This is a genomic window from Nonomuraea sp. NPDC050404, from assembly GCF_040655495.1.
Taxonomy (GTDB): Bacteria; Actinomycetota; Actinomycetes; order Streptosporangiales; family Streptosporangiaceae; genus Nonomuraea.
This window is the reverse complement of record NZ_JBFAKB010000035.1, coordinates 1-18811: the sequence shown is the minus strand read 5'-3', so window position 1 is coordinate 18811 and position 18811 is coordinate 1. Positions and strand designations below refer to the sequence as shown.

At 67.8% G+C, this 18811-nt stretch carries 20 protein-coding genes, 1 tRNA gene and 1 riboswitch; of the genes, 10 read left to right on the top strand and 11 right to left on the bottom strand.

Annotation, left to right across the window (positions count from 1 at the left end):
* The first annotated feature begins 254 nt into the window (after positions 1–254).
* A complete protein-coding gene (locus tag AB0I81_RS54310; protein ID WP_360676369.1) occupies positions 255–518 on the top strand; it encodes a hypothetical protein in 264 nt (87 codons plus the stop codon).
* Positions 519–1070: 552 nt separating this feature from the next.
* Here the strand turns inward: AB0I81_RS54310 and AB0I81_RS54305 are convergent.
* The 6 genes from AB0I81_RS54305 to AB0I81_RS54280 form a co-directional block, all read right to left on the bottom strand.
* Positions 1071–2012 carry a DUF6879 family protein gene (locus tag AB0I81_RS54305; RefSeq protein WP_360676367.1) on the bottom strand — a complete coding sequence of 314 codons (942 nt, stop codon included), beginning with the start codon at positions 2010–2012 and terminating at the stop codon, positions 1071–1073.
* A gap of 587 nt (positions 2013–2599) precedes the next feature.
* A complete protein-coding gene (locus tag AB0I81_RS54300; protein ID WP_360676365.1) occupies positions 2600–3535 on the bottom strand; it encodes a polyphosphate polymerase domain-containing protein in 936 nt (311 codons plus the stop codon).
* Positions 3536–3763: 228 nt separating this feature from the next.
* Complete coding sequence (locus tag AB0I81_RS54295) at positions 3764–4303, bottom strand: DUF4956 domain-containing protein (RefSeq protein ID WP_360676672.1); 540 nt, start codon at positions 4301–4303, stop codon at positions 3764–3766.
* A 472-nt stretch (positions 4304–4775) separates the two neighbouring features.
* Positions 4776–5438 (bottom strand): response regulator transcription factor, encoded by a 663-nt coding sequence (locus tag AB0I81_RS54290; protein WP_360676362.1) that lies wholly within the window; start codon positions 5436–5438, stop codon positions 4776–4778.
* A complete protein-coding gene (locus AB0I81_RS54285) occupies positions 5435–6844 on the bottom strand; it encodes an ATP-binding protein (RefSeq protein ID WP_360676359.1) in 1410 nt (469 codons plus the stop codon). Before AB0I81_RS54285 ends, AB0I81_RS54290 begins: the two co-directional genes overlap by 4 nt.
* 12 nt (positions 6845–6856) lie before the next feature.
* Positions 6857–7255 carry a hypothetical protein gene (locus AB0I81_RS54280; protein ID WP_360676356.1) on the bottom strand — a complete coding sequence of 133 codons (399 nt, stop codon included), beginning with the start codon at positions 7253–7255 and terminating at the stop codon, positions 6857–6859.
* A gap of 191 nt (positions 7256–7446) precedes the next feature.
* Between AB0I81_RS54280 and AB0I81_RS54275 the strand changes: the two genes are divergently transcribed.
* From AB0I81_RS54275 to AB0I81_RS54255, 5 genes are read left to right on the top strand one after another with little or no spacing between them, the layout of a single operon-like run.
* Positions 7447–8106 (top strand): ABC transporter permease, encoded by a 660-nt coding sequence (locus AB0I81_RS54275; protein ID WP_360676353.1) that lies wholly within the window; start codon positions 7447–7449, stop codon positions 8104–8106.
* Complete coding sequence (locus AB0I81_RS54270; RefSeq protein WP_360676350.1) at positions 8099–9277, top strand: ABC transporter ATP-binding protein; 1179 nt, start codon at positions 8099–8101, stop codon at positions 9275–9277. Before AB0I81_RS54275 ends, AB0I81_RS54270 begins: the two co-directional genes overlap by 8 nt.
* Entirely contained in the window at positions 9274–10050 is a 777-nt protein-coding gene (locus AB0I81_RS54265) for an ABC transporter permease (RefSeq protein ID WP_360676347.1), read from the top strand. Before AB0I81_RS54270 ends, AB0I81_RS54265 begins: the two co-directional genes overlap by 4 nt.
* Positions 10047–11003 (top strand): glycine betaine ABC transporter substrate-binding protein, encoded by a 957-nt coding sequence (locus tag AB0I81_RS54260; RefSeq protein WP_360676344.1) that lies wholly within the window; start codon positions 10047–10049, stop codon positions 11001–11003. Before AB0I81_RS54265 ends, AB0I81_RS54260 begins: the two co-directional genes overlap by 4 nt.
* Positions 11004–11043: 40 nt before the next feature.
* Entirely contained in the window at positions 11044–11877 is an 834-nt protein-coding gene (locus tag AB0I81_RS54255) for an SDR family oxidoreductase (protein ID WP_360676341.1), read from the top strand.
* On the opposite strand, the gene thiC is transcribed toward AB0I81_RS54255, so the two are convergent.
* Entirely contained in the window at positions 11874–13454 is a 1581-nt protein-coding gene (thiC, locus tag AB0I81_RS54250) for a phosphomethylpyrimidine synthase ThiC (RefSeq protein WP_360676339.1), read from the bottom strand. The genes AB0I81_RS54255 and thiC overlap by 4 nt on opposite strands.
* A riboswitch (TPP riboswitch) is annotated at positions 13447–13559 on the bottom strand. (Overlaps the previous gene by 8 nt.)
* Before the next feature lie 89 nt (positions 13560–13648).
* On the opposite strand from thiC, the gene AB0I81_RS54245 reads away from it, so the two are divergent.
* The 3 genes from AB0I81_RS54245 (at position 13649) to AB0I81_RS54235 (ending at position 16008) form a co-directional block, all read left to right on the top strand.
* Positions 13649–13999 (top strand): hypothetical protein, encoded by a 351-nt coding sequence (locus tag AB0I81_RS54245; protein WP_360676336.1) that lies wholly within the window; start codon positions 13649–13651, stop codon positions 13997–13999.
* A gap of 12 nt (positions 14000–14011) precedes the next feature.
* Positions 14012–14848 carry a universal stress protein gene (locus tag AB0I81_RS54240; protein ID WP_360676333.1) on the top strand — a complete coding sequence of 279 codons (837 nt, stop codon included), beginning with the start codon at positions 14012–14014 and terminating at the stop codon, positions 14846–14848.
* Between the two features lie 107 nt (positions 14849–14955).
* Positions 14956–16008, top strand: a complete 1053-nt coding sequence (locus tag AB0I81_RS54235) for a cellulose binding domain-containing protein (RefSeq protein ID WP_360676331.1) — start codon at positions 14956–14958, stop codon at positions 16006–16008.
* Between the two features lie 38 nt (positions 16009–16046).
* Here AB0I81_RS54235 and AB0I81_RS54230 read toward each other — a convergent pair whose 3' ends face one another.
* From AB0I81_RS54230 to AB0I81_RS54215, 4 genes are all read right to left on the bottom strand, one after another.
* The gene (locus AB0I81_RS54230; protein ID WP_360676329.1) at positions 16047–16586 is read right to left on the bottom strand and encodes a YbaK/prolyl-tRNA synthetase associated domain-containing protein; all 540 of its coding nucleotides are present in this window, start codon (positions 16584–16586) and stop codon (positions 16047–16049) included.
* A complete protein-coding gene (locus tag AB0I81_RS54225; RefSeq protein WP_360676326.1) occupies positions 16576–16878 on the bottom strand; it encodes a metalloregulator ArsR/SmtB family transcription factor in 303 nt (100 codons plus the stop codon). Before AB0I81_RS54225 ends, AB0I81_RS54230 begins: the two co-directional genes overlap by 11 nt.
* An 83-nt stretch (positions 16879–16961) precedes the next feature.
* Positions 16962–17633 carry an AIM24 family protein gene (locus tag AB0I81_RS54220; protein WP_360676323.1) on the bottom strand — a complete coding sequence of 224 codons (672 nt, stop codon included), beginning with the start codon at positions 17631–17633 and terminating at the stop codon, positions 16962–16964.
* Positions 17634–17832: 199 nt separating this feature from the next.
* On the bottom strand, positions 17833–18219 hold the full coding sequence (locus AB0I81_RS54215; protein ID WP_360676320.1) for a response regulator: 387 nt from the start codon (positions 18217–18219) through the stop codon (positions 17833–17835).
* 116 nt (positions 18220–18335) lie between these two features.
* Here AB0I81_RS54215 and AB0I81_RS54210 point away from each other — a divergent pair.
* Positions 18336–18407, top strand: a tRNA-Arg gene (locus AB0I81_RS54210).
* Positions 18408–18811 lie beyond the last annotated feature (404 nt).

Genomic DNA, 18811 nt, shown 5'->3' with positions numbered 1-18811 from the left:
CCATCAGCCCGCTAAGGCCCTAATTGTCCGGCAGGCGATTCCCATGAAGGCTATATAATTGCCCAGGCCCAATAGGGCGCATCGGAGGGACTTCTCAACGAGAAAGGCTCGTCACGTGATAAAGCTGTGGAACGTCGCCCTCAGGATGTGGCAGTGCAGCAAGTGCGGGGGCTGGGGGTCCGAACAGGGCGGAACGTGTCACGTCAACGGCTGCGGCGGGACGTACGGCGGGTAGCGAGGGTAACCTAAGCACCGTGGTAGCCGAAGAGAAGGCCGCGCCTTGGCAGGTCGGACAGGCCAAGCGGATCAAGTACTGCACCGCCCCCAAGTGCAGGATGTCCACGTCCGACCCTGAAGCCACTGTCTGCTTCAGATGTGGGACGGCTTTGAGTTTCGACCCCGAAGCCCGTTACATCGGCGAGGCCGACGACGAAAAGCCGCCCACGGGGAAGCTCGCTCCCGCAGACACGAGCGGCCCGGAGGCCACACCGTATCCCAAGCGATACGGCGACGGATGATGGAAGAAGAGGGGCTCACGGGCCCCTTTTTCTCCTGACCGGTATAGGCATTCCCGGCCCCAACATCCGACGCAAGCGCCGCAAGCCTCGCCCGCCCTGAGGCGCGAGTGGGAGGGCAAGCCTTTCGCGTGCCGTGGCATGGCAGCCTGGCCATGCCTGCGTGCCTGGAATGGCGTTCTAGCCGGCCACTGCACGGGTGCACCTGAACGGCATGAGCAAGCCCCCAGAGAAACGGCGCGACCCCCGACGGTCACCCAGGGGCCCACTCAAACGGTCACCCACCGTAAACAGAGCTCACGCAGACGGCTACCCCACCGGGGAGAAGGCCCCACACCCAGACCGCCACCCCACCATGCAGAGGCCCCACCCAGACCGCCACCCCACCATGCAGAGGCCCACCCAGACGGCCACCCCACCGGGAGGAGGACCCGCTCAGACGGCCACCCCACCGGGGAGAAGGCCCCACACAACCATGCAGAGGCCCCACCCAAACGGCCACCCCACCGGGAGAAGGTCCCGCGCGGACGGCCGCCCCATGGGAGAAGGCCCAGCTCAGATGGTCTCCCGGGGAGCGGGGAGCGGCACGATCTCCCGCTCGTAGTAGGTCTGGAACTCCTCACCTTTGGCGAACAGCTTGTCGAGCTCACCACGGCAGGCCGCGATCACTTCCCGATCGTCGATCCGCCGCGCCCCGCTGTGCGTGCCCGCGGCGTCGTACGTCACCTCGTACATGACCAACGTCCCCAGCACCACCAACTCCGGCAAGCACCGACCGACCTCGACCTCAGCCACCTCACCAGCGTCGAGAACCCGCACCCGCTCCACATCCGCGACCTTCAGCGCCAGAACGTGCATCTCCCACTGCAAATAGGGCGTGACCGGCTGCTCGACGACCCTGATCCGCTTGCACACGAGCTTCTTCCCCGAACGCCCACGCTCACTTCCGCCCCCGCTCCTACCCCCACCCCCACTCTCGCTCCCGCTTACGCCGCCACCTCCGCTTACGCCGCCGCCCCCACTTACGCTGGCACCCTCTCTTCCGCTCCGCCCCCCGCTCCGGTCCCTGCGAAGGACCTCGCCCGCGCTGCCGTCCCCGCGAAAGGCCTCACCCCCGCTACCGTCCCCGCGAAAGACCTCGCCTCCGCTGACGCCACCGCGAAGGACCTCGCCTCCGCTCCCATCCCTGCGAAGGACCTCGCCCCCGCTGACGCCACCGCGAAAGACCTCGCCCCCACTAACGCCCCCGCGAAGTACCTCGCCTCCGCTGGCATCCTCACCCACGGTTCCACGCCCGTCGCCGATCAGCTTCAGCGAGCGATCCCAATCGCCCTCCATCATCGCGACCCAGCTGGGCTCACCCGTCTGCCGAAAGCTCTGAATCCTTTCGAGCTTCCAGAAAACATCATCGATCCTGCGAAAGTTCGGCCAGAAGTCATCGAGATACTCATCCGCACTCAGCACGACGCCCGGTATTTCGTTGATGCGCTCAAGCATAAGGAAAGTCCTTTTTGCCGGGCAGCAAGCTTCCGCGGATTAATCACCAGGCGTTACGGCATGGCCGCCCCACAAATCCGACGGGCAATCGCTACTCATCTCGCAGATCCATTTCCTGCCTATCACCACGAAGCATCCGTGTCGAGTTTCAGCAGGTCAGCCCAGGCGGGTCGCCTCCAAAACCACCACTCCCCACCCCAAGCCCCACCCTTCACCACCACCCGCCTCCCCACCCCAGGCCCAACCCTTCGCCGCGACCCATGTCCCCGCCACAGCACAGGCCCCTCACCACATCCCAACCCCACGCCACCACCCACGTCCCACCACGGCACAAGCCCCCACTACCTCTCAGCCCTTCACCACATCCCAGCCCTTCGCCACGTCGGCCCTTCGCCACGTCAGCCCTTCGCCACCTCAGCCCCTCGCCACCTCGCAGTCCTTCGCCACCTCAGCCCCTCGCCACCTCAGCCCCTCGCCACCTCGCATTCCTTCGCCCAGCACCCGGCCCTTCACCGCCGCACGCCCTTGCACCCGGCACGGTCGCAAATCCCCCGGCGGCCGGCGGCGATCTTCCAGGCGGTCTTCGGTCAGTGGCCGATCGTTGTCGACGATGGCCGGTCACCATGCCAGCTCTCTGGGATGGCTCGCCGTCGCTCGGCGAATGTGGGGCTGCGGAGCGTGCCCGGGGTGCTGCCCCAACCGTAGGCCCGGCTCGGGGCGTGTCCCCTGGGGGTTGCCGGACGTCGGGGAGCGGGACGGTGCTGGAGGTAGCGGTGCAGGACCGGGTGCCAGCGGTTGGCCGGCAGGTCGCGGAGGGCGGCGACCGCGAGGCAGTACTTGCTCACGCTCACCGGCCGCACCCCCATCCCCCGCAGCAGCCTGTCGATCAGCGCCTTGCCGTCCGCCGACTTCGACTCCAGAAGCACCATGTCCTCGCGGGCCGGCGTACTGCGGCAACCGTCGCGGCACAGCAGGCCGGTGTCGCAGGTCACGCGGGCCGCGCCGGAACGGTCGATGAGCGTCACCCGCTTGTAGTCGGTGGCCAGCACCGGCTCCAGCGTCTCCGGCGCGATGAGGTGCAGCTCACCGAGCAGTGTGTCGCGGACAAAATTCAGCCCCTCCGCCGTGAGCGTCCGGCTCGGCACGCCGTCGTACGGGATGCGGTGCTTGTCCGTGCTGCCCCGCGCGCCGCTGAGCTTGAGCTCCAGCCACTGGCCGCCCCCGTCGAGATAGGTACGGGTGCGCAGCTTGAACCTGCGCCGCCGGTCCTGCCGATGCTGGCGGTAGGTGAGCAGGTCAGGGGTGTCGAAGTAGGTCGAGGTGTAACGGAACTGCCGCCTGCCTCCGATGGCCAGCGCGCAGAAGCGGTCTCCCAGCTCCGCCGCGAGGCTCGCCATGGTCGAGGCCGTCACGATGTACTTGCGGTCCACCCGGCTCATCAGCTCCGGCACGTCCTCCAGCCCGATCGTCGGCATCGTGGCGGCGATCCCCGCCATCAGCGTGTCCGCGTACGGCTCAGCCACTGGACCGTTCCCCCCTCGATGAACTGCCGACCAGAGTCCGGCGGCGACACATGGCGGCCCGGTTCATCCGCACCCGTCGGTCTTCCGACTTACGCCGCACGTCACGCCCACCCGTATCCGACTTACGCCGCACGTCACGTCCACCCGTATCCGGCATACGCCCCATCGCACGCCCACCAAGTTCCGGTGTCCGCCTCATCGCACACCCACCCGTTCCCGGCATGCGCCTCATCGCACACCCACCCGTGCGTTCGGCACCACATAGCGGACGTCCACAACCGTCACATCCCGTACGTAATCCACCTGCTGGACCACGCACTGCACCACCCGCGCCCGCAACCGGCTCTCCAGGTCCACCCGCAACATCTCCGGATCGGCGTGGACGACGTCCAGCGTCACGACCTGCTGGCGGGTGCGGCCGAGCAGTCCGGGGTGGTCGGCGACGTACATCACCGCCAGCAGCACCCCGTTGAGCAGGAGCGCCGTCATCGGCCACGACCCGGCTATGCCGTTGACCAGGCCCAGCACGATCGCGACGAAGTAGTAGGCGATCTCCTGCTGGGTGATCTCGTTCGATCGGAGCCTGATGATCGACAACACGCCGAACAGTCCGAACCCGACGGCGATGTCGACCCGCTGGACCAGCAGCAGCGACACCACCGCGAAGATGCCCACATTGAGCGCGATGTAGGCGAACAACAGATCGCGCCGATGATGGCGCCGATAGTAGAGGCCGTAGGCGAGCACGACGATCGCCACAAGGTCCATCGCAAGTCCGGCTATCACAACCGCTCCTTCCGTAGTGTTCCTGATGAACAGCTTGGTGGTGGGGAGTGAAGCGGTTGTGAGCTGATGATTAGGCAACTCTCATCCAGCCGACCGGTCTCCCGGCGGCATGAGACGAAACAGCTCCGAATCGCGCACCAGGCCAGATGGCAGGTGACCAGGCGGGACTCATCAGCCAAGAACCGGCGCCCCGAGGCAGCTGGCCAAGCGGGACCCATCCGCCAAAAGCCGACACCCCAAGACAGGTGGCCAGGCAGGACCCACCCGCGAGGCAGGCGGCCGAGCAAGGACCCGTCCGCCAAAAAGCCGACGCCCCGGGGCAGTTGGCCGGGTGGATGGCTTTCATCCACCGATGGCCAGTGCCTCCGGGGCTGGTGGTCGAGCGGCTCTCATCCAGCCGGCCGGTCTCCCGGGACTGCTGGGCGGGCAACTCTCATCGTGCTGGGACTGACGGTCAGGCGACTCTCATGCGGTAGCCGGTGCCGCGGACGGTTTCGATCCGGTCGGCGCCGATCTTGCGGCGCAGGTAACGCACATAGACGTCCACCACGTTGGAGCCGGGGTCGAAGTCGAACCCCCACACGTGGCTGAGCAACTGCTCGCGCGTCAGCACCTGGTCCGGATGCCGGCAGAAGATCTCCGCCAGCGCGAACTCCCTGGTGGACAGGTCCACCGCCCGATCACCGACATAGGCCCGCCTGGTACGCAGGTCGAGCGACAGATCGGACACCCGGAGCACGGTCACCTCGGGCGTACGGTCGGCCCGCAACCGCAGCCGCACCCTGGCCAGGAGTTCCTCGAAGGCGAAGGGCTTGGCGATGTAGTCGTCGGCGCCGCCCTCCAGCCCCGCCACCGTGTCGCTCACGCTGTCGCGCGCGGTCAGAATGATGACGGGAATGCTCACCATGGCCCCCCGCAACCGCCGCAGCACGGTGAACCCGTCGCTCAGCGGCAGCCCGATGTCCAGGATGAGCAGGTCGAACCCGCCCGTGCTGGCCAGGTCGTACGCGGCCACCCCATCCCCCACGACGGCGGTGACGAAGCCGTTGGCCCGCAGCCCCTTCTCCACGAAGGAGGCGATCCTGGCCTCGTCCTCGGCGATCAGTATGCGGTTCACCCCACCCTCCACAGCTCCCATAGCGGAAGAGAGATGACAAAGCAGGCTCCGCCCCCGGCAGCCTCCGTCACTTTCACTGTGCCTCCATGGGCTTGGGCGATGGATTTGACGATGGCCAGTCCGAGGCCGGCCCCGTCGTGGGCCCCGGTACGGCCGGCGCCGCGGACGAACCGGCCGAAGATGCGTTCGCGCTCGGCGGGCGCCACTCCGGGGCCGCTGTCGCGTACCCACAGATCGACGCGACCCTCGCGCACGGCGGAGCCGACGGCGATCAGGTCACCGTCGGTGGTGTGGCGCACGGCGTTGGCCGCGAGCTGCATGAGCGCCTGCGTGAGCCGCTGGCGGTCGGCGGGCAGGCGCGCCTCGGCCACGTCGTCGACCCGCCACGTGCGTTCACCGAGCGCACGTGCCTTGGCGACCACGCTGACCGTCAGGTCTGCCAGCTCGACGTTGTCCAGCGCCAGGAAGCCCGGCTGTTCGGCCTTGGCGAGGGTGAGCAGGTCGTCGACCATGCGGTTCATCCGCGACAACTCGTCGGTGACCAGGGCGATGGTCTCGGCGCGATCGTCCGGGTCGTCGCCCATGAGCTCCAGGTGACCGCGGATGACGGTGATCGGCGTGCGCAGTTCGTGGCCGGCGTCGTCCATGAAGTTGCGTTGCACGACGAAGGCCCGTTCGAGCCGGTCGAGCATGTGGTTGAACGTCGCCGCCAGCGCCGCCACGTCGTCGTCGCCCGGCACGTCGAGCCGCCGGGTCAGGTCGGTGGAGTCGCTGATCTGCTCCGCGGTCTGGCGGACCAGCCGGACCGGCGCGAGCACCTGCCCGGCGACTAACCAGCCGACCGCCCCTGTCAGCCCCATCGCCGCCAGCGAGGACAGGCCGAGCACGCTCACCGCGTCGACCATCTCGCGCCGGTGCAGGTCGTAGAACTGCGCCACGACGACATGACCGCGGCGGGAGTCGCCGGACACGGTGACCGGGATCACCGCGTACTGGACCGTTCCCGCCGCGCTGTCGAACTCACCGTGCTCGACCCTGGTCGCCCTGATCATCCGCGCCACCAGCTCGTCATCGGTGTCGATGCGGGCGAGCGGCGGCGCCGCGGGGATCTTGTGCGCCTTGCCGTCGAGGATGGTGAACAGGGTCTCCCATCGATCGGGGACGTTGAGCTGCAGGTAACCCGTCATCAGGTTCTCGACGTCGGTGACCGGTTTCCCGGTCTCCGGATCGAGCGCCCGGTCCGCGTACTGCCGCAGCTTGTCCACCTCGTTGCGCAGCTCGGCCTCCATGCGGTCGTTGAGCCGGACGAACAGAATGGACCACGTCGCAAGAATCGAGACCAACAGGGCAAGTCCGACGACGGCGAGCATCCAGCCCACGATCCGGGCACGGGCGCTCAACCGCATGTGACCTCCCCATCAGTCGTCGCCATCATCGTCGCCACCATCATCGTCGTCATCATCGTCCCCGCCGCCGGGGCGCGGGGACAGCGGTTTGACCGGCTCCGCCTTCGTCTTGCGGGCCGTGGGCCGCTCGCTCGGGCTCCGGTCGGCGCTGGGCGAGGGCGAGGAGCCGACGCTGGGCGACTCGCCGGGTCGCGTCGGATCGGACTCCCCGGACTGTGTGGGCTTGGACTCCCCGGTCCGCAGAGTCTCCGACGCGCTCGCCCGGCCGGGCGAGGCCAGGGGCGACGGCGAAACCATGATGGCTTCGCCCAGGTCGGGACCGCTGTCGGCGGCCTGTACCAGCCCCACGGAAGTGACGGCGACCGCCGCCGCCAGCAGGACGAGAAGAATCACCGTTCCCCGATGTTTCATGTGTCCGACCCTGACGCCCTTCGAGGAGACCAAGCTGAGCCACAGATGAGAAACCTCTCATCTAGCCCTGGGCCGACCCGTGCAAAATTCATCATTTTTTCAACGTTCTGACCTGCGAAAACAGTTCCCGCCTGTTACGGAAGTGACGTGTGGGGTGTTTGAGACTTGGAATCACGGTTAAGGGTCAGGGGATGAACTTGTGGGAGTACGTCGAGGACAGATGGGATCTCATCGTCTTCGAGACAGTCCAGCACGCCAGCATGGTGGCGCAGTGCGTCCTGATCGCGGCCGTGCTCGGCGTGCTCATCGGTGTGGCCACCTACCGCCGCCCGAGGCCCTCGGCGCTCGCCACAGCCGTCGCGGGGGTGCTGTTCACGATCCCGTCGCTGGCCATGCTCGGCCTGCTGATCCCCCCGCTCGGACTGGGAGTGGCGCCGAGCGTCACCGCGATCGTCCTGTACGCCCTGCTGCCCATCATCCGCAACACCATCGTCGGCCTGCGCGGCGTCGACCCCATGCTGGTGGACGCCGCCCGCGGCATCGGCATGAGCCGGCGCAGATCACTGACCAGGGTCGAACTGCCCCTGGCCTGGCCGGTGATCCTGACGGGCATCAGGGTCGCCACGCAGCTCGCGATGGGCATCGGCGCGGTCGCCGCGTACGTCTCCGGCCCCGGCCTGGGCGAGCAGATCTTCTCGGGCCTGGCCAGGCTCGGCGGCGCCAACTCCATCAACGCCACGCTCACGGGCACGATCGGGGTGGCGATCCTGGCGCTCATCTTCGACGGTTTCTTCGTACTGCTCGGACGGTTCACCACCCCGGGCGAAAGGTTGGGAGGTGCTCGTGCCTGACCAGCCAACTGGCGGCGTGCCGATCGAGCTGCGCAAGGTGACCAAGTCCTACCCCGGAGTGGACGAACCGGCCGTACACGAGCTGGATCTGAACATCCCGGCCGGTGAGATCGTGGTCCTGCTCGGCCCGTCCGGGTGCGGCAAGACGACCACCATGCGCATGATCAACCGCCTGATCGAGCCCACCTCGGGCGACATCGTGATCGGCGGTGAGAACTCCCGCGACATCGACCCCGACCGGCTGCGCCGCCACATCGGCTACGTGATCCAGCAGGCGGGACTGTTCCCGCACATGACCGTGGCCGCCAACATCGGCCAGGTGCCCAAGATGCTCGGCTGGGACAAGGCGCGGGTCGCCGAACGCGTGGACGAGCTGCTCACGCTGGTGGGCCTGGAGCCCGAGCTGTATCGCGACACCTACCCGCGCCGCCTGTCCGGCGGGCAGCAGCAGCGTGTCGGGGTGGCCAGGGCGCTGGCCGCCGACCCGCCCGTACTGCTGATGGACGAGCCGTTCGGCGCGCTCGACCCCATCAGCCGCGAGCGCATGCAGGACGAGCTGCTCAGCCTCCAGGAAGAGCTGGCCAAGACGATCGTCTTCGTCACCCACGACGTGGACGAGGCGCTCAAGATCGGCGACCACATCGCGATCATGCAGCGCCCCGGCCACATCGAGCAGTACGCCACCCCGGCCGAGATCCTCACGAACCCGGCCAGCGACTACGTCGAGCAGTTCCTCGGCGGCGGCTCCTCGATGCGGCTGCTGCGACTGACCAAGGTGGGCGACATCGAGACGGACCAGGTCCCCTACACCACCGAGGACGCCGACGCGCGGGAGCTCCTGGCGGAGGTCGAGAGCGACGGCCGCGGCTACGCGCTGGTCCTCGACGGGATGCGCCGCCCGCTCAGGTGGGTCGGCCAGGCCGAGCTCGAAGGTCTCAGCGGCCCGGTCGGTACGGCCGGCGACCCCGTAACCGGCTTCATCAGCGCCCGCATGACCTTGCAGGACGCCCTGGAGTCGCTGCTCAACGCCGATACCGAGGTCGTACCGGTGGTCGGCAGACGCAGGGCGTACACAGGATCGTTGTCACTGACCACGGTGCAGAACGCGATCGCCGCCATCAAGACCCACGAACGCGAGCGCCGACAGCGCAGGGGTGAGGGGACCCGGTGACGGTCGAGAGCGCTTCGGCCAGGGAGGCCACCGCGCCCGAGCCGCGCATCGGGCGCTCCTGGCACGTGATCCTGCCCCCGCTGTGCTACCTGCTGGTGGGCGTGGCGATGGTGGTCTACACGCAGGTCGTCCCGCTCGACGGCATCGAGTCGGGCTCGCTCAACCTGCCCTACATCCTGCGGCGCACGTGGGAGCACATCCAGCTCGTGTTCTTCTCGACCGTGCTGGTGCTGGTCGTGGCGCTGCCGCTGGGCATCCTGCTCACCCGGCGCGCGTTGCGCAAGGCGACGCCACTGGTGTTGTCCCTGGTGAACCTGGGCCAGGCCACCCCGGCGGTGGGCCTGGTCGTGCTGCTGGCCGTGGTGTTCCAGATCGGGTTCTGGACGGCGGTGGCGGCGCTGTTCGCCTACAGCCTGCTACCCGCGCTGCGCAACACGATGGTGGGCATCGAGCAGGTGGACCCGCGGCTGGTGGACGCCGGGCGGGGCATCGGCATGTCGGCGGCCGGGGTGTTGTTCAAGGTCGAACTGCCGATGGCGGTGCCGGTCATCCTGGCGGGGGTGCGGACCACGCTGGTGCTGAACGTGGGTTCGGCGGGCATCGCGGCCTTCATCGGATCCGGCGGGCTCGGCGACCTGATCACCACGGGCGTGACCACACAACGCAGTCTGGTCCTGATCACGGGGTGCGTGCTGATCGCCGTACTCGCGCTGCTCATCGACTGGCTTGGTGGGCTGGCCCAGCGTTACCTCTCACCGAAGGGTCTGTCGTGAGAGCACTCATGGCGCTGCTCCTGCTCATCGCCCTCTCGGCGTGCGGGCTGCGGCCCGCCTCGTCCTTCGTGCCACCGGTCGAGGCCGGCAGCATCAAGCCGATACCCACGTTGGAGGGCGTCCCGATCCGGGTGACGTCCAAGGAGTTCACCGAGCAGCTCGTCCTGGGCAAGATGGCGGTGCTCGCGCTCGCGGCGGCCGGGGCGGACGTGACCGACAAGACCAACGTCCAGGGCAGTGTGAACGCCCGCGCCTCGCTGATCAGGGGCGGCGCCGACGTGATGTGGGAGTACACCGGCACCGGCTGGATCACCTACCTCGGCCAGAGCAAGCCGATCCCTGACCCGCATGAGCAGTACGTGGCCGTGCGCGACCTGGATCTGCGCGAGAACGGCATCGTCTGGTTGCCGCCCTCCGCGATCAACAACAGCTACTCCATCGGCATGACCCGCGCCACGTCGGAGAAGTACGGCGTGACGAAGCTCTCGGAGATGACGAAGATCCCGGTGGCGGAGCGTACGTACTGCGTCGACCACGAGGCGTTCGGCCGGGACGACGGCTTCCTGGGCATGCTCAAGGGCTACGGCCTGCGATACGGCACCGACGTGCCGGCGGCCAACGTGAAGCGGATGTCGGTCGGCATCCTGTACAACTCGATCGCCAGCGGCCAGTGCGCCATGGGCCTGATCAGTACGACCGACGGCCGGATCCCGGCGCTCGGCCTGGTCCTGCTGGAGGACGACAAGCACTTCTTCCCGCAGTACAACGCGGGGATCACGCTGCGTAAACAGCTCTTCGACGCCCATCCGGAGATCGCCAAGATCTTCGCGCCGATCAGCGCCAAGCTGAACAACGACGTGATGCAGAAGCTCAACGCCAAGGTGGACGTGGACGGCGGCGATCCCGCGCTGGTCGCCCGCGACTGGCTCAGGTCAGAGGGATTCGTCAAGTAGCCGGTGTTATCCATACCCGGCCTCGGGCAGGCCGCTGGTCATGCAGAGTCAACCGTACCCAGGCCACACCGCCGAGATGAGCCCGCAGCCGCGTGACGAGATGCGCGACTACGAGGGCAGGAGCCTGCTGGAGGGCAGGAGGGCCCTGATCACCGGCGGCGACTCGGGCATCGGCCGGGCGGTGGCCGTGGCCTTCGCCAAGGAGGGGGCGGACGTCGCGATCGCCTACCTCAGCGAGCACGACGACGCCGCCCACACCGGGAAGCTCGTCGAGGCGGCCGGGCGGCGCTGCGTGTTGCTGCCCGGCGACCTGGGAGAACGCGCCCACTGCGGCTCCGTCGTGGAACAGACCGTCTCGGAGCTGGGCGGGCTGGACGTGCTGGTGAACAACGTGGCCTACCAGCAGCCGGTGAACGGTCTGGAGGAGTTGTCCGACGAGCAGTGGGAGCGCACGTTCGCGGTCAACATCCACAGTTTCTTCCACGTCACGAAGGCCGCGCTCGCGCACATGCGCGAGGGCGCGGCCATCGTCAACACCTCCTCGATCAACGGGCTGCGCGGCAACAAGACGCTCATCGACTACTCCGCCACCAAGGGCGCCATCAACGCCTTCACCTACTCCATGGCGCAGAACCTGGTCGATCGCGGGATCAGGATCAACGCCGTGGCACCCGGGCCGGTGTGGACGCCGCTGATCCCGGCGACCATGCCGGAGGAGAAGGTGGCGAAGTTCGGCGAACAGGTCCCGATGGGGCGGGCCGCCGATCCGGACGAGATCGCCCCCTCGTACGTGTTCTTCGCCTCCAACCGGCTGTCGTCGTACTACACGGGCGAGATCCTGGCCCCGATCGGCGGGGAGACGCTACCCGGTTAGTCGACGTAGAGATTGCCGCCGAGCCTCCTGAATTCGGCGGCTTTCTCCGCGTAGCCCGCATCCCTGATCTCGGCGGCCTTCTCCGCGTAGCCCGCGTCCCTGATCTCGTGGCTGATCCGCATGGAGCAGAACTTCGGCCCGCACATCGAGCAGAAGTGCGCGGTCTTGGCCGGCGCGGCGGGCAGCGTCTCGTCGTGGAAGGCGCGCGCCGTGTCGGGGTCTAGCGACAGGTCGAACTGGTCCTCCCAGCGGAACTCGAAGCGCGCGTCGGACAGCGCGTCGTCCCACTCCTGCGCCTTCGGATGCCCCTTTGCCAGGTCAGCGGCATGAGCGGCGATCTTGTACGTGATCACGCCCGTCTTGACGTCGTCCTTGTCCGGCAGACCGAGGTGCTCCTTGGGCGTGACGTAACAGAGCATCGCGGTGCCGAACCAGCCGATCATGGCGGCCCCGATGCCCGAGGTGATGTGATCGTAGCCGGGCGCGACGTCCGTCACGAGCGGGCCCAGCGTGTAGAACGGCGCGTCGTCGCAGAGCTCGCGCTGCAGGTCCACGTTCTCCTTGATCTTGTGCATGGGCACGTGGCCCGGCCCCTCGATCATCACCTGGACGTCGTGCTCGCGCGCGATCCCCGTCAGCTCGCCCAGCGTGCGCAGCTCGGCGAACTGGGCCTCGTCGTTGGCGTCGGCGATCGAACCGGGGCGCAGGCCATCGCCGAGCGAGTACGACACGTCGTAGCGGGCCAGGATCTCGCACATCTCGGCGAAGTTCTCGTACAGGAAGCTCTCGCGGTGGTGCGCCAGGCACCAGGCGGCCATGATCGAGCCGCCGCGCGAGACTATTCCGGTCTTACGCCCTGCGGTGAGCGGCACGTACGCCAGCCGCACGCCCGCGTGCACGGTCACGTAGTCGACGCCCTGCTCGCACTGCTCGATCAGGGTGTCGCGGTAGACCTCCCACGACAGCAGCTCGGGCCGGCCCTTGACCTTCTCCAGCGCCTGGTAGATGGGCACGGTGCCGACCGGTACGGGCGAGTTGCGCAGGATCCACTCGCGCGTCTCATGGATGTCGTTTCCGGTGGACAGGTCCATGATCGTGTCGGCGCCCCACCTGGTGGCCCAGGTCATCTTCTCGACCTCCTCCTCGATGGAGGAGGTCACCGCGGAGTTGCCGATGTTGGCGTTGATCTTCACGAGGAAGTTGCGGCCGATGATCATCGGCTCGGACTCGGGGTGGTTGACGTTCGCGGGGATGATGGCCCGGCCGGCGGCGACCTCCTGGCGTACGAACTCGGGCGTGACGCCCTCGCGCACGGCCACGAATTCCATCTCCCTGGTCACCAGCCCGCGCCGGGCGCAGCCGACCTGCGTGACCGGCTGACCGGCCGCGCGCCGCTCGCCGATCCACCGCTCACGCAGGCGTGGCAGCCCGCGCCGCAGGTCCGGCTCGTAGGCGGGGTCGGTGTACGGGCCCGAGGTGTCGTACAGCGTCACCGACGAGCCGTTGGACAGGTTGACCTGCCGCATGGGCACCCGCAGGTCACCGTTGTAGATCTTGGAAAAGCGCGCGTCGCTCATCGCGCAAACTCCCTTCGCCGGCATTATCCGGAGCAGGTTCTGGCGGTCGGCGGCTGTCAGCCGTCCTCTCAGCCCGGTCCGCACCGGGCTCCCGCGTTGGTCGGCGATGATCGTACCCACGGCCCGCCCGGCCCGAAACCTCGCGGGCGAGGTTTGGCGATCGCCGTCAGCGGTACGGTCCCATCAGGGGAAACATGAGAAAAATCGCCGCTGTCGTTGGACTACTCGTCGTGATGACCGCCTCCGGCGCCACTGCCGCCGCCGGTGACGGCATGCAGCAGCACGAAGTGAGCCAGGAGCAGTACGACACTCTGATCGCCCAGTGCCGCTACGCCGACACGGGGAAGGGGAAGTGCCGTGCGGCGGTCAGGGAGATGTATCGCGTCGGCAAATCCGACTCGACGCTCGACTGCCGGACATACTCCGGCGTGTCCGTCTGTGGCACACTCAGGCTCAGCAAGACCGAACGCGCGTGCACCCGCGACTCACAGGCGGCCGGAATCCCGTTCCGCCGGGCGGAAGTGGAGTGTTACGCCCTGCCCTGAGGAGCTGTGGTCTTGATCATCGTAGGCGCCGACGGCTCCCGTACCGGCCTGGAGGCGGTCGGCTGGGCCGCGGCCGAGGCGGAGCTGCGCAACTCTCCGCTGACCATCGCGTACGCCGTACCCAAATGGGTGAGCGAGGACACCGCCGTCCAGCACTACGCCGAGGTGGCCAGGTGGATGCGCGACGGCGCGCACTCCGTGCTGGACGCGGCCAGGGACCGCGCCCGCCGTGAGTGGCCGCAGGTGCTCGTCGAGGGCATGCTGGTGCCGGGCGACCCCCGCTCGGCGCTGATCAGGATGTCCGAGGGCGGCGCACTGCTGGTCGTGGGCAGTCGCGGGATCGGCGGGGTGCGGGGGCTGCTGGTGGGGTCGGTCGCGCACGGGGTGGCCGCGCACGCGCGTACGGACGTCGTGCTCGTTCACGAGACACCCGCCTCCCCGCGCGGCGAGATCGTGGCCGGGGCCGACGGCTCGCCGGGCGCCGAGCGGGCGCTCGAATTCGCCTTCACCGAGGCCGCGTTGCGGGGCGCACGGGTGCGCGCCGTCCGGGCCTGGGCCTGGCCCCAGGCGGGCGGCTTCGAGGCGGCCTCCCCCGAGCGCGAACGGGACACGGTCGGAGCCCTGGAGGAGTCGCTGGCCGAGCACCGGAAACGGCATCCCGGGGTGCAGGTGGTGGCCGAGGTCGTGCGCGGGCATCCGATGGAGGTGCTGAAGGAGGCCGCGGTACGGGCCGATCTGCTGGTCGTGGGGTCGCGGGGGCATGGGCAGCTGGCCGGGATGTTGATCGGCTCCATCAGCCAGGCCCTCCTGCACCACGCGCCCTGCCCATTGGCCGTGGTACGCGGCTGAAAGTTACATTCGTCCGCCCTGGTCAGAGGCTCCGACTTGATCGCCTCCTTCCCGCGTACGGCCGCCGATTTTACGATCTGCGCAGGCTTACGACGGGAGAGCAGACGATGCGCAAGACCGGCTCCGTGCTGGCCGCGCTGGTGGCACTGGCCGCGGCGGTGTTATTCGCCACCACCGCCACGGCCAGCGCCGCCGCCACCAGGATCATGCCCTTGGGCGACTCGATCACCGGATCCCCCGGCTGCTGGCGGGCGATGCTCTGGAACCGCCTCCAGAGCTCCGGCCACACCAACATCGACTTCGTCGGGACCCTTCCGCCGCAGGGCTGCGGAGTGGCGCACGACGGCGACAACGAGGGGCACGGCGGCTACCTGGCCACCAACGTGGCCAACCAGAACCTGTTGACCGGCTGGTTGTCCGCCACCCGGCCCGACGTCGTACTCATGCATTTCGGCACCAACGACGTGTGGAGCAACATCGCGCCGGCGACGATCCTCAGCGCGTTCACCACGATGGTGAACCAGATGCGGGCCAGCAATCCCAACATGAAGATCCTCGTCGCCAAGATCATCCCTATGAACCCGTCCAGCTGCGGAGAGTGCGCCCAGCGCACGGTGAACTTCAACAACGCCATCCCCGCCTGGGCCGCGGCCACCACGACCGCGCAGTCGCCGATCACGGTGGTGGACCAGTGGACGGGCTTCAGCACGGGCACCGACACCTACGACGGGGTGCACCCGAACGCCGCGGGCGATCAGAAGATGTCCGACAAGTGGTACACGCCCCTGGTCAACGCACTCGCCGGCACCGACCCCGGCACCCCCACCCCCACCATCACCCCGACCATCACCCCGCCGCCTACGGGAGGTTGCACGGCCACGTACAAGGCGACCGGGCAGTGGCAGGGCGGGTTCCAGGGCGAGGTCACCGTCAAGAACACCGGTACGACGCCGATCAGCGCGTGGACGGTGTCGTGGACGTTCGCCAACGGTCAGCGGATCACCCAGATCTGGGGCGGCACGCTGGGCGGGAGCGGGTCCTCGGTGAGCGTGCGCAACGTCTCGTGGAACGGCCTGCTGGCGCCCGGGGCCTCGACCACGTTCGGCTTCCTGGGCTCCTGGACCGGCACCAACACCGCCCCAACACCCACCTGCGCCTAGCAGTTCTCCTTCAAGCCGATCGAGACGCCCACCTGCGCCTAGCTCTCCTTCGAGACGATCGGGACGCCCACCTCCGCCTTATCCTCCTTCGAGACGATCGGCTCGATCCGGGGCGCCGCCAGCCGTACGTAGTCGTCGGTGGACAGCGCCACGGATCGGTCGAGGCGGGCGGCGTTGAAGTACAGCTCGGGGCGGCTCAGCAGCGACGGGTCCGCGACCAGCTCCAGCCGGGGGTCGAAGCTGAACGGCAACACCGTCCCGCTCTCGCTCCCGGCCAGTTCCTCGGCCTTGTCCTTGGCGGCGAAGGCCACGTACGTGCCGTCGAGCAGGCCCTTGACCGCCTGAAGGTCGAGCCGCGCGTCGCCCGGCACCACGGCCAGCACGTGCCGGGTCTGCTTCTTGCCCACCTTGACCATCACGATCAGGCACTTGGCGGCCTGCGAGGCGTCATGCCCGCGCAACGCGCTGACCTCGTCCGTACGTCCCTCGGGCGGGTGGTCGATCAGGCGGTAGCGCGCCCCGGCGGCGTCCATCTCCTTGATGAGACGGTCGTAGGCGGCATGGGGCTCACCAGTCACTGCTCAGCAACTCCTTCACCGCGGCGATCCGATCCTCGTCGCGCCGGTAGAACACCCACTGCTTGATCTTCGTCCCGCGAATCAGCCCCGCCTTGGCCAGCACCTTCAGATGCTCGCCGCAGGTGGGCTGGCTCACGCCGAGCTTCTCGGCCATGAACAGTGAGCAGACTCCGTCGCGTACGAGGTCGCCGTCGCGCTGCGGCCGGAAGTGCCGCTCGGGGTCGCGCAACAACTCCAGGATCAGCAGCCTCTTGTCATTGGCCAGTGCCTTGATCAGATCGACGTCCAGCACCGACCCATTATGGCAATTAGCTAATTCCCTGTCTACCTACCGTTGGCCACCCGCCGGGCCCACCATCGACCCTTCGCCGGCGACTAGGAACGAGGCGCCGGAACGGGAACCCCTTCACTGGCCTGCACCAGCACGAACCCCTGCCCGGTGAACGCGAGTTGCATGGCCTCCCCACTCCCCCGCCCGATCAACGCCCCCATCTTCACCGTTCGATTGACCCCGACGTTCAGCCCCGCACTCCAGCAAACAGCCGACTGCCCATCCGCGAACGTCGGCATGGCGGCCGCGTCCAGCAGCACCGGCGTGCCATGAGTGGTCACCGCCACCCACCCCGTCCCGGTGACGGTCGTGTTGAACAACCCACCGGCCGCCACCCCCGCCCCCTGCACACGCTGGATGTCCCAGGTGAGCTGCGGCTGGAACGCCAGCAGATTGCGCCCGTTGACCGTGATCCCCTCGTTCTCCAGATAGAAGAGGTGAATGTCATCGGCGTTGTCGGCGAGGAAGAGCCGCCCCTCACCACGCACCCGCATCAGGGAGGCGCCCTCCCCCGTCATGGCCTTCTTGAACAGCTTCCCGATCCCGCCGGAACCCTCGTAGTCGAAGTCCATCTTTCCCTGAAAGGCGACCATGGACCCCTGCTTGGCCAGCACCTCGTGGGGCAGCTGGACGCGCAGCATCTTGTGGTTCTCCAGCACGAAACCGCCAGGGGGCATCTGCTGGGGGTCGAGATTACCGAAGATCGAACTACGCACGATCCCACCTTCACATCTTGGGCCGGACGAAGAACCTCGCCCTACACATATGACTCACAGCAACCCCGCACGAGTTCCCGGCCCTACCCACGCCCCCACAAACCGACCACGAACCATCCAAGAAGCACCCGCCCGCCCACTCACCCAAACGTTTACGGACGGCCGTCATACCCGGAAGGGCGCCGCCGGCGTGGCCCTCTCATCTCCGAGACCCAGCAGCCAGATCCCGCACAACCTGAATCAACTCGGCCGGATCAAACGGCTTGGTGAGGTACGCATCCACCCCGATCCCCCGCCCCCGCACCTTGTCATCATCCTGAGCCCTGGCCGTGATGAGCACGACCTTGATGTGGCTGGTGGCCTCCTCCGTCCGCAACCGGTGCGCCGTCGTCCACCCGTCCAGGAACGGCATCATCACATCGAGCGTGATGACATCAGGCATGACTTCGAGCACCTGCTCGAGGCAATCCTGCCCATCAGTCGCAGTCGCCACCTCGAACCCCTCGAGGTGCAGGTTGACCGCGATGAGCTGCCGGATGACCTCATCATCGTCTACGACCAGTACTTTCCCAAGAAGCTCGCCCACGGGCGCAAAGTTAACCTGTAGCGGGCCGGTCACGGGCGGTTTTCGCTGGAAGTGTTCACCGACCTTTATCTGGTGCCAAGCGGTCCCCAGATACTGCTAGCCTTGTCACTCGTAGCGCCCCCTTAGCTCAGGGGATAGAGCACCGGCCTCCGGAGCCGGGTGCGTAGGTTCGAATCCTACAGGGGGCACTCGACCTTGATCAGCGATTTCGGCCGCTGACCAGGGCAAACATCGCAGGTACGGGCGGGCCTCCAGTCTCACGGAGTCCCGCCCGTTCTCGTTGCAGCTCGCTGGTTGTGGACCAACTGTGGACCATGATCGAGCTTCCACCTGAGCCTCGAACGGCGAGGCGACTCCACGTCACCGGCGCTTCTCAGGTGCGACTGAGATTGACGCCGGGCCGGCAGGTCCCCATCCCGACCCAGGTGCTGGGCGGCCAGACGGGCGTGCGGCCTCTCCAGGCTGGTCGCGCTCGGCCACCCCGCCGCACCACCTAACCTCGGGTATTCAGCCGAGGGAGTCGGCTCTTCCTGAAACATGAGAAAAGGTGCCCCTGACCTGCAAGGATTTGGGTGTCGACGCCATATCCAGT

Coding starts and splice junctions, on each gene's coding strand:
- AB0I81_RS54305 (WP_360676367.1), bottom strand. CDS start 2,012: ATGCTTGAGCGCATCAACGAAATACCGGGCGTCGTGCTGAGTGCGGAT.
- AB0I81_RS54295 (WP_360676672.1), bottom strand. CDS start 4,303: ATGGACCTTGTGGCGATCGTCGTGCTCGCCTACGGCCTCTACTATCGG.
- AB0I81_RS54285 (WP_360676359.1), bottom strand. CDS start 6,844: ATGCGGTTGAGCGCCCGTGCCCGGATCGTGGGCTGGATGCTCGCCGTC.
- AB0I81_RS54280 (WP_360676356.1), bottom strand. CDS start 7,255: ATGAAACATCGGGGAACGGTGATTCTTCTCGTCCTGCTGGCGGCGGCG.
- AB0I81_RS54275 (WP_360676353.1), top strand. CDS start 7,447: ATGAACTTGTGGGAGTACGTCGAGGACAGATGGGATCTCATCGTCTTC.
- AB0I81_RS54255 (WP_360676341.1), top strand. CDS start 11,044: ATGCAGAGTCAACCGTACCCAGGCCACACCGCCGAGATGAGCCCGCAG.
- thiC (WP_360676339.1), bottom strand. CDS start 13,454: ATGAGCGACGCGCGCTTTTCCAAGATCTACAACGGTGACCTGCGGGTG.
- AB0I81_RS54245 (WP_360676336.1), top strand. CDS start 13,649: ATGAGAAAAATCGCCGCTGTCGTTGGACTACTCGTCGTGATGACCGCC.
- AB0I81_RS54235 (WP_360676331.1), top strand. CDS start 14,956: ATGCGCAAGACCGGCTCCGTGCTGGCCGCGCTGGTGGCACTGGCCGCG.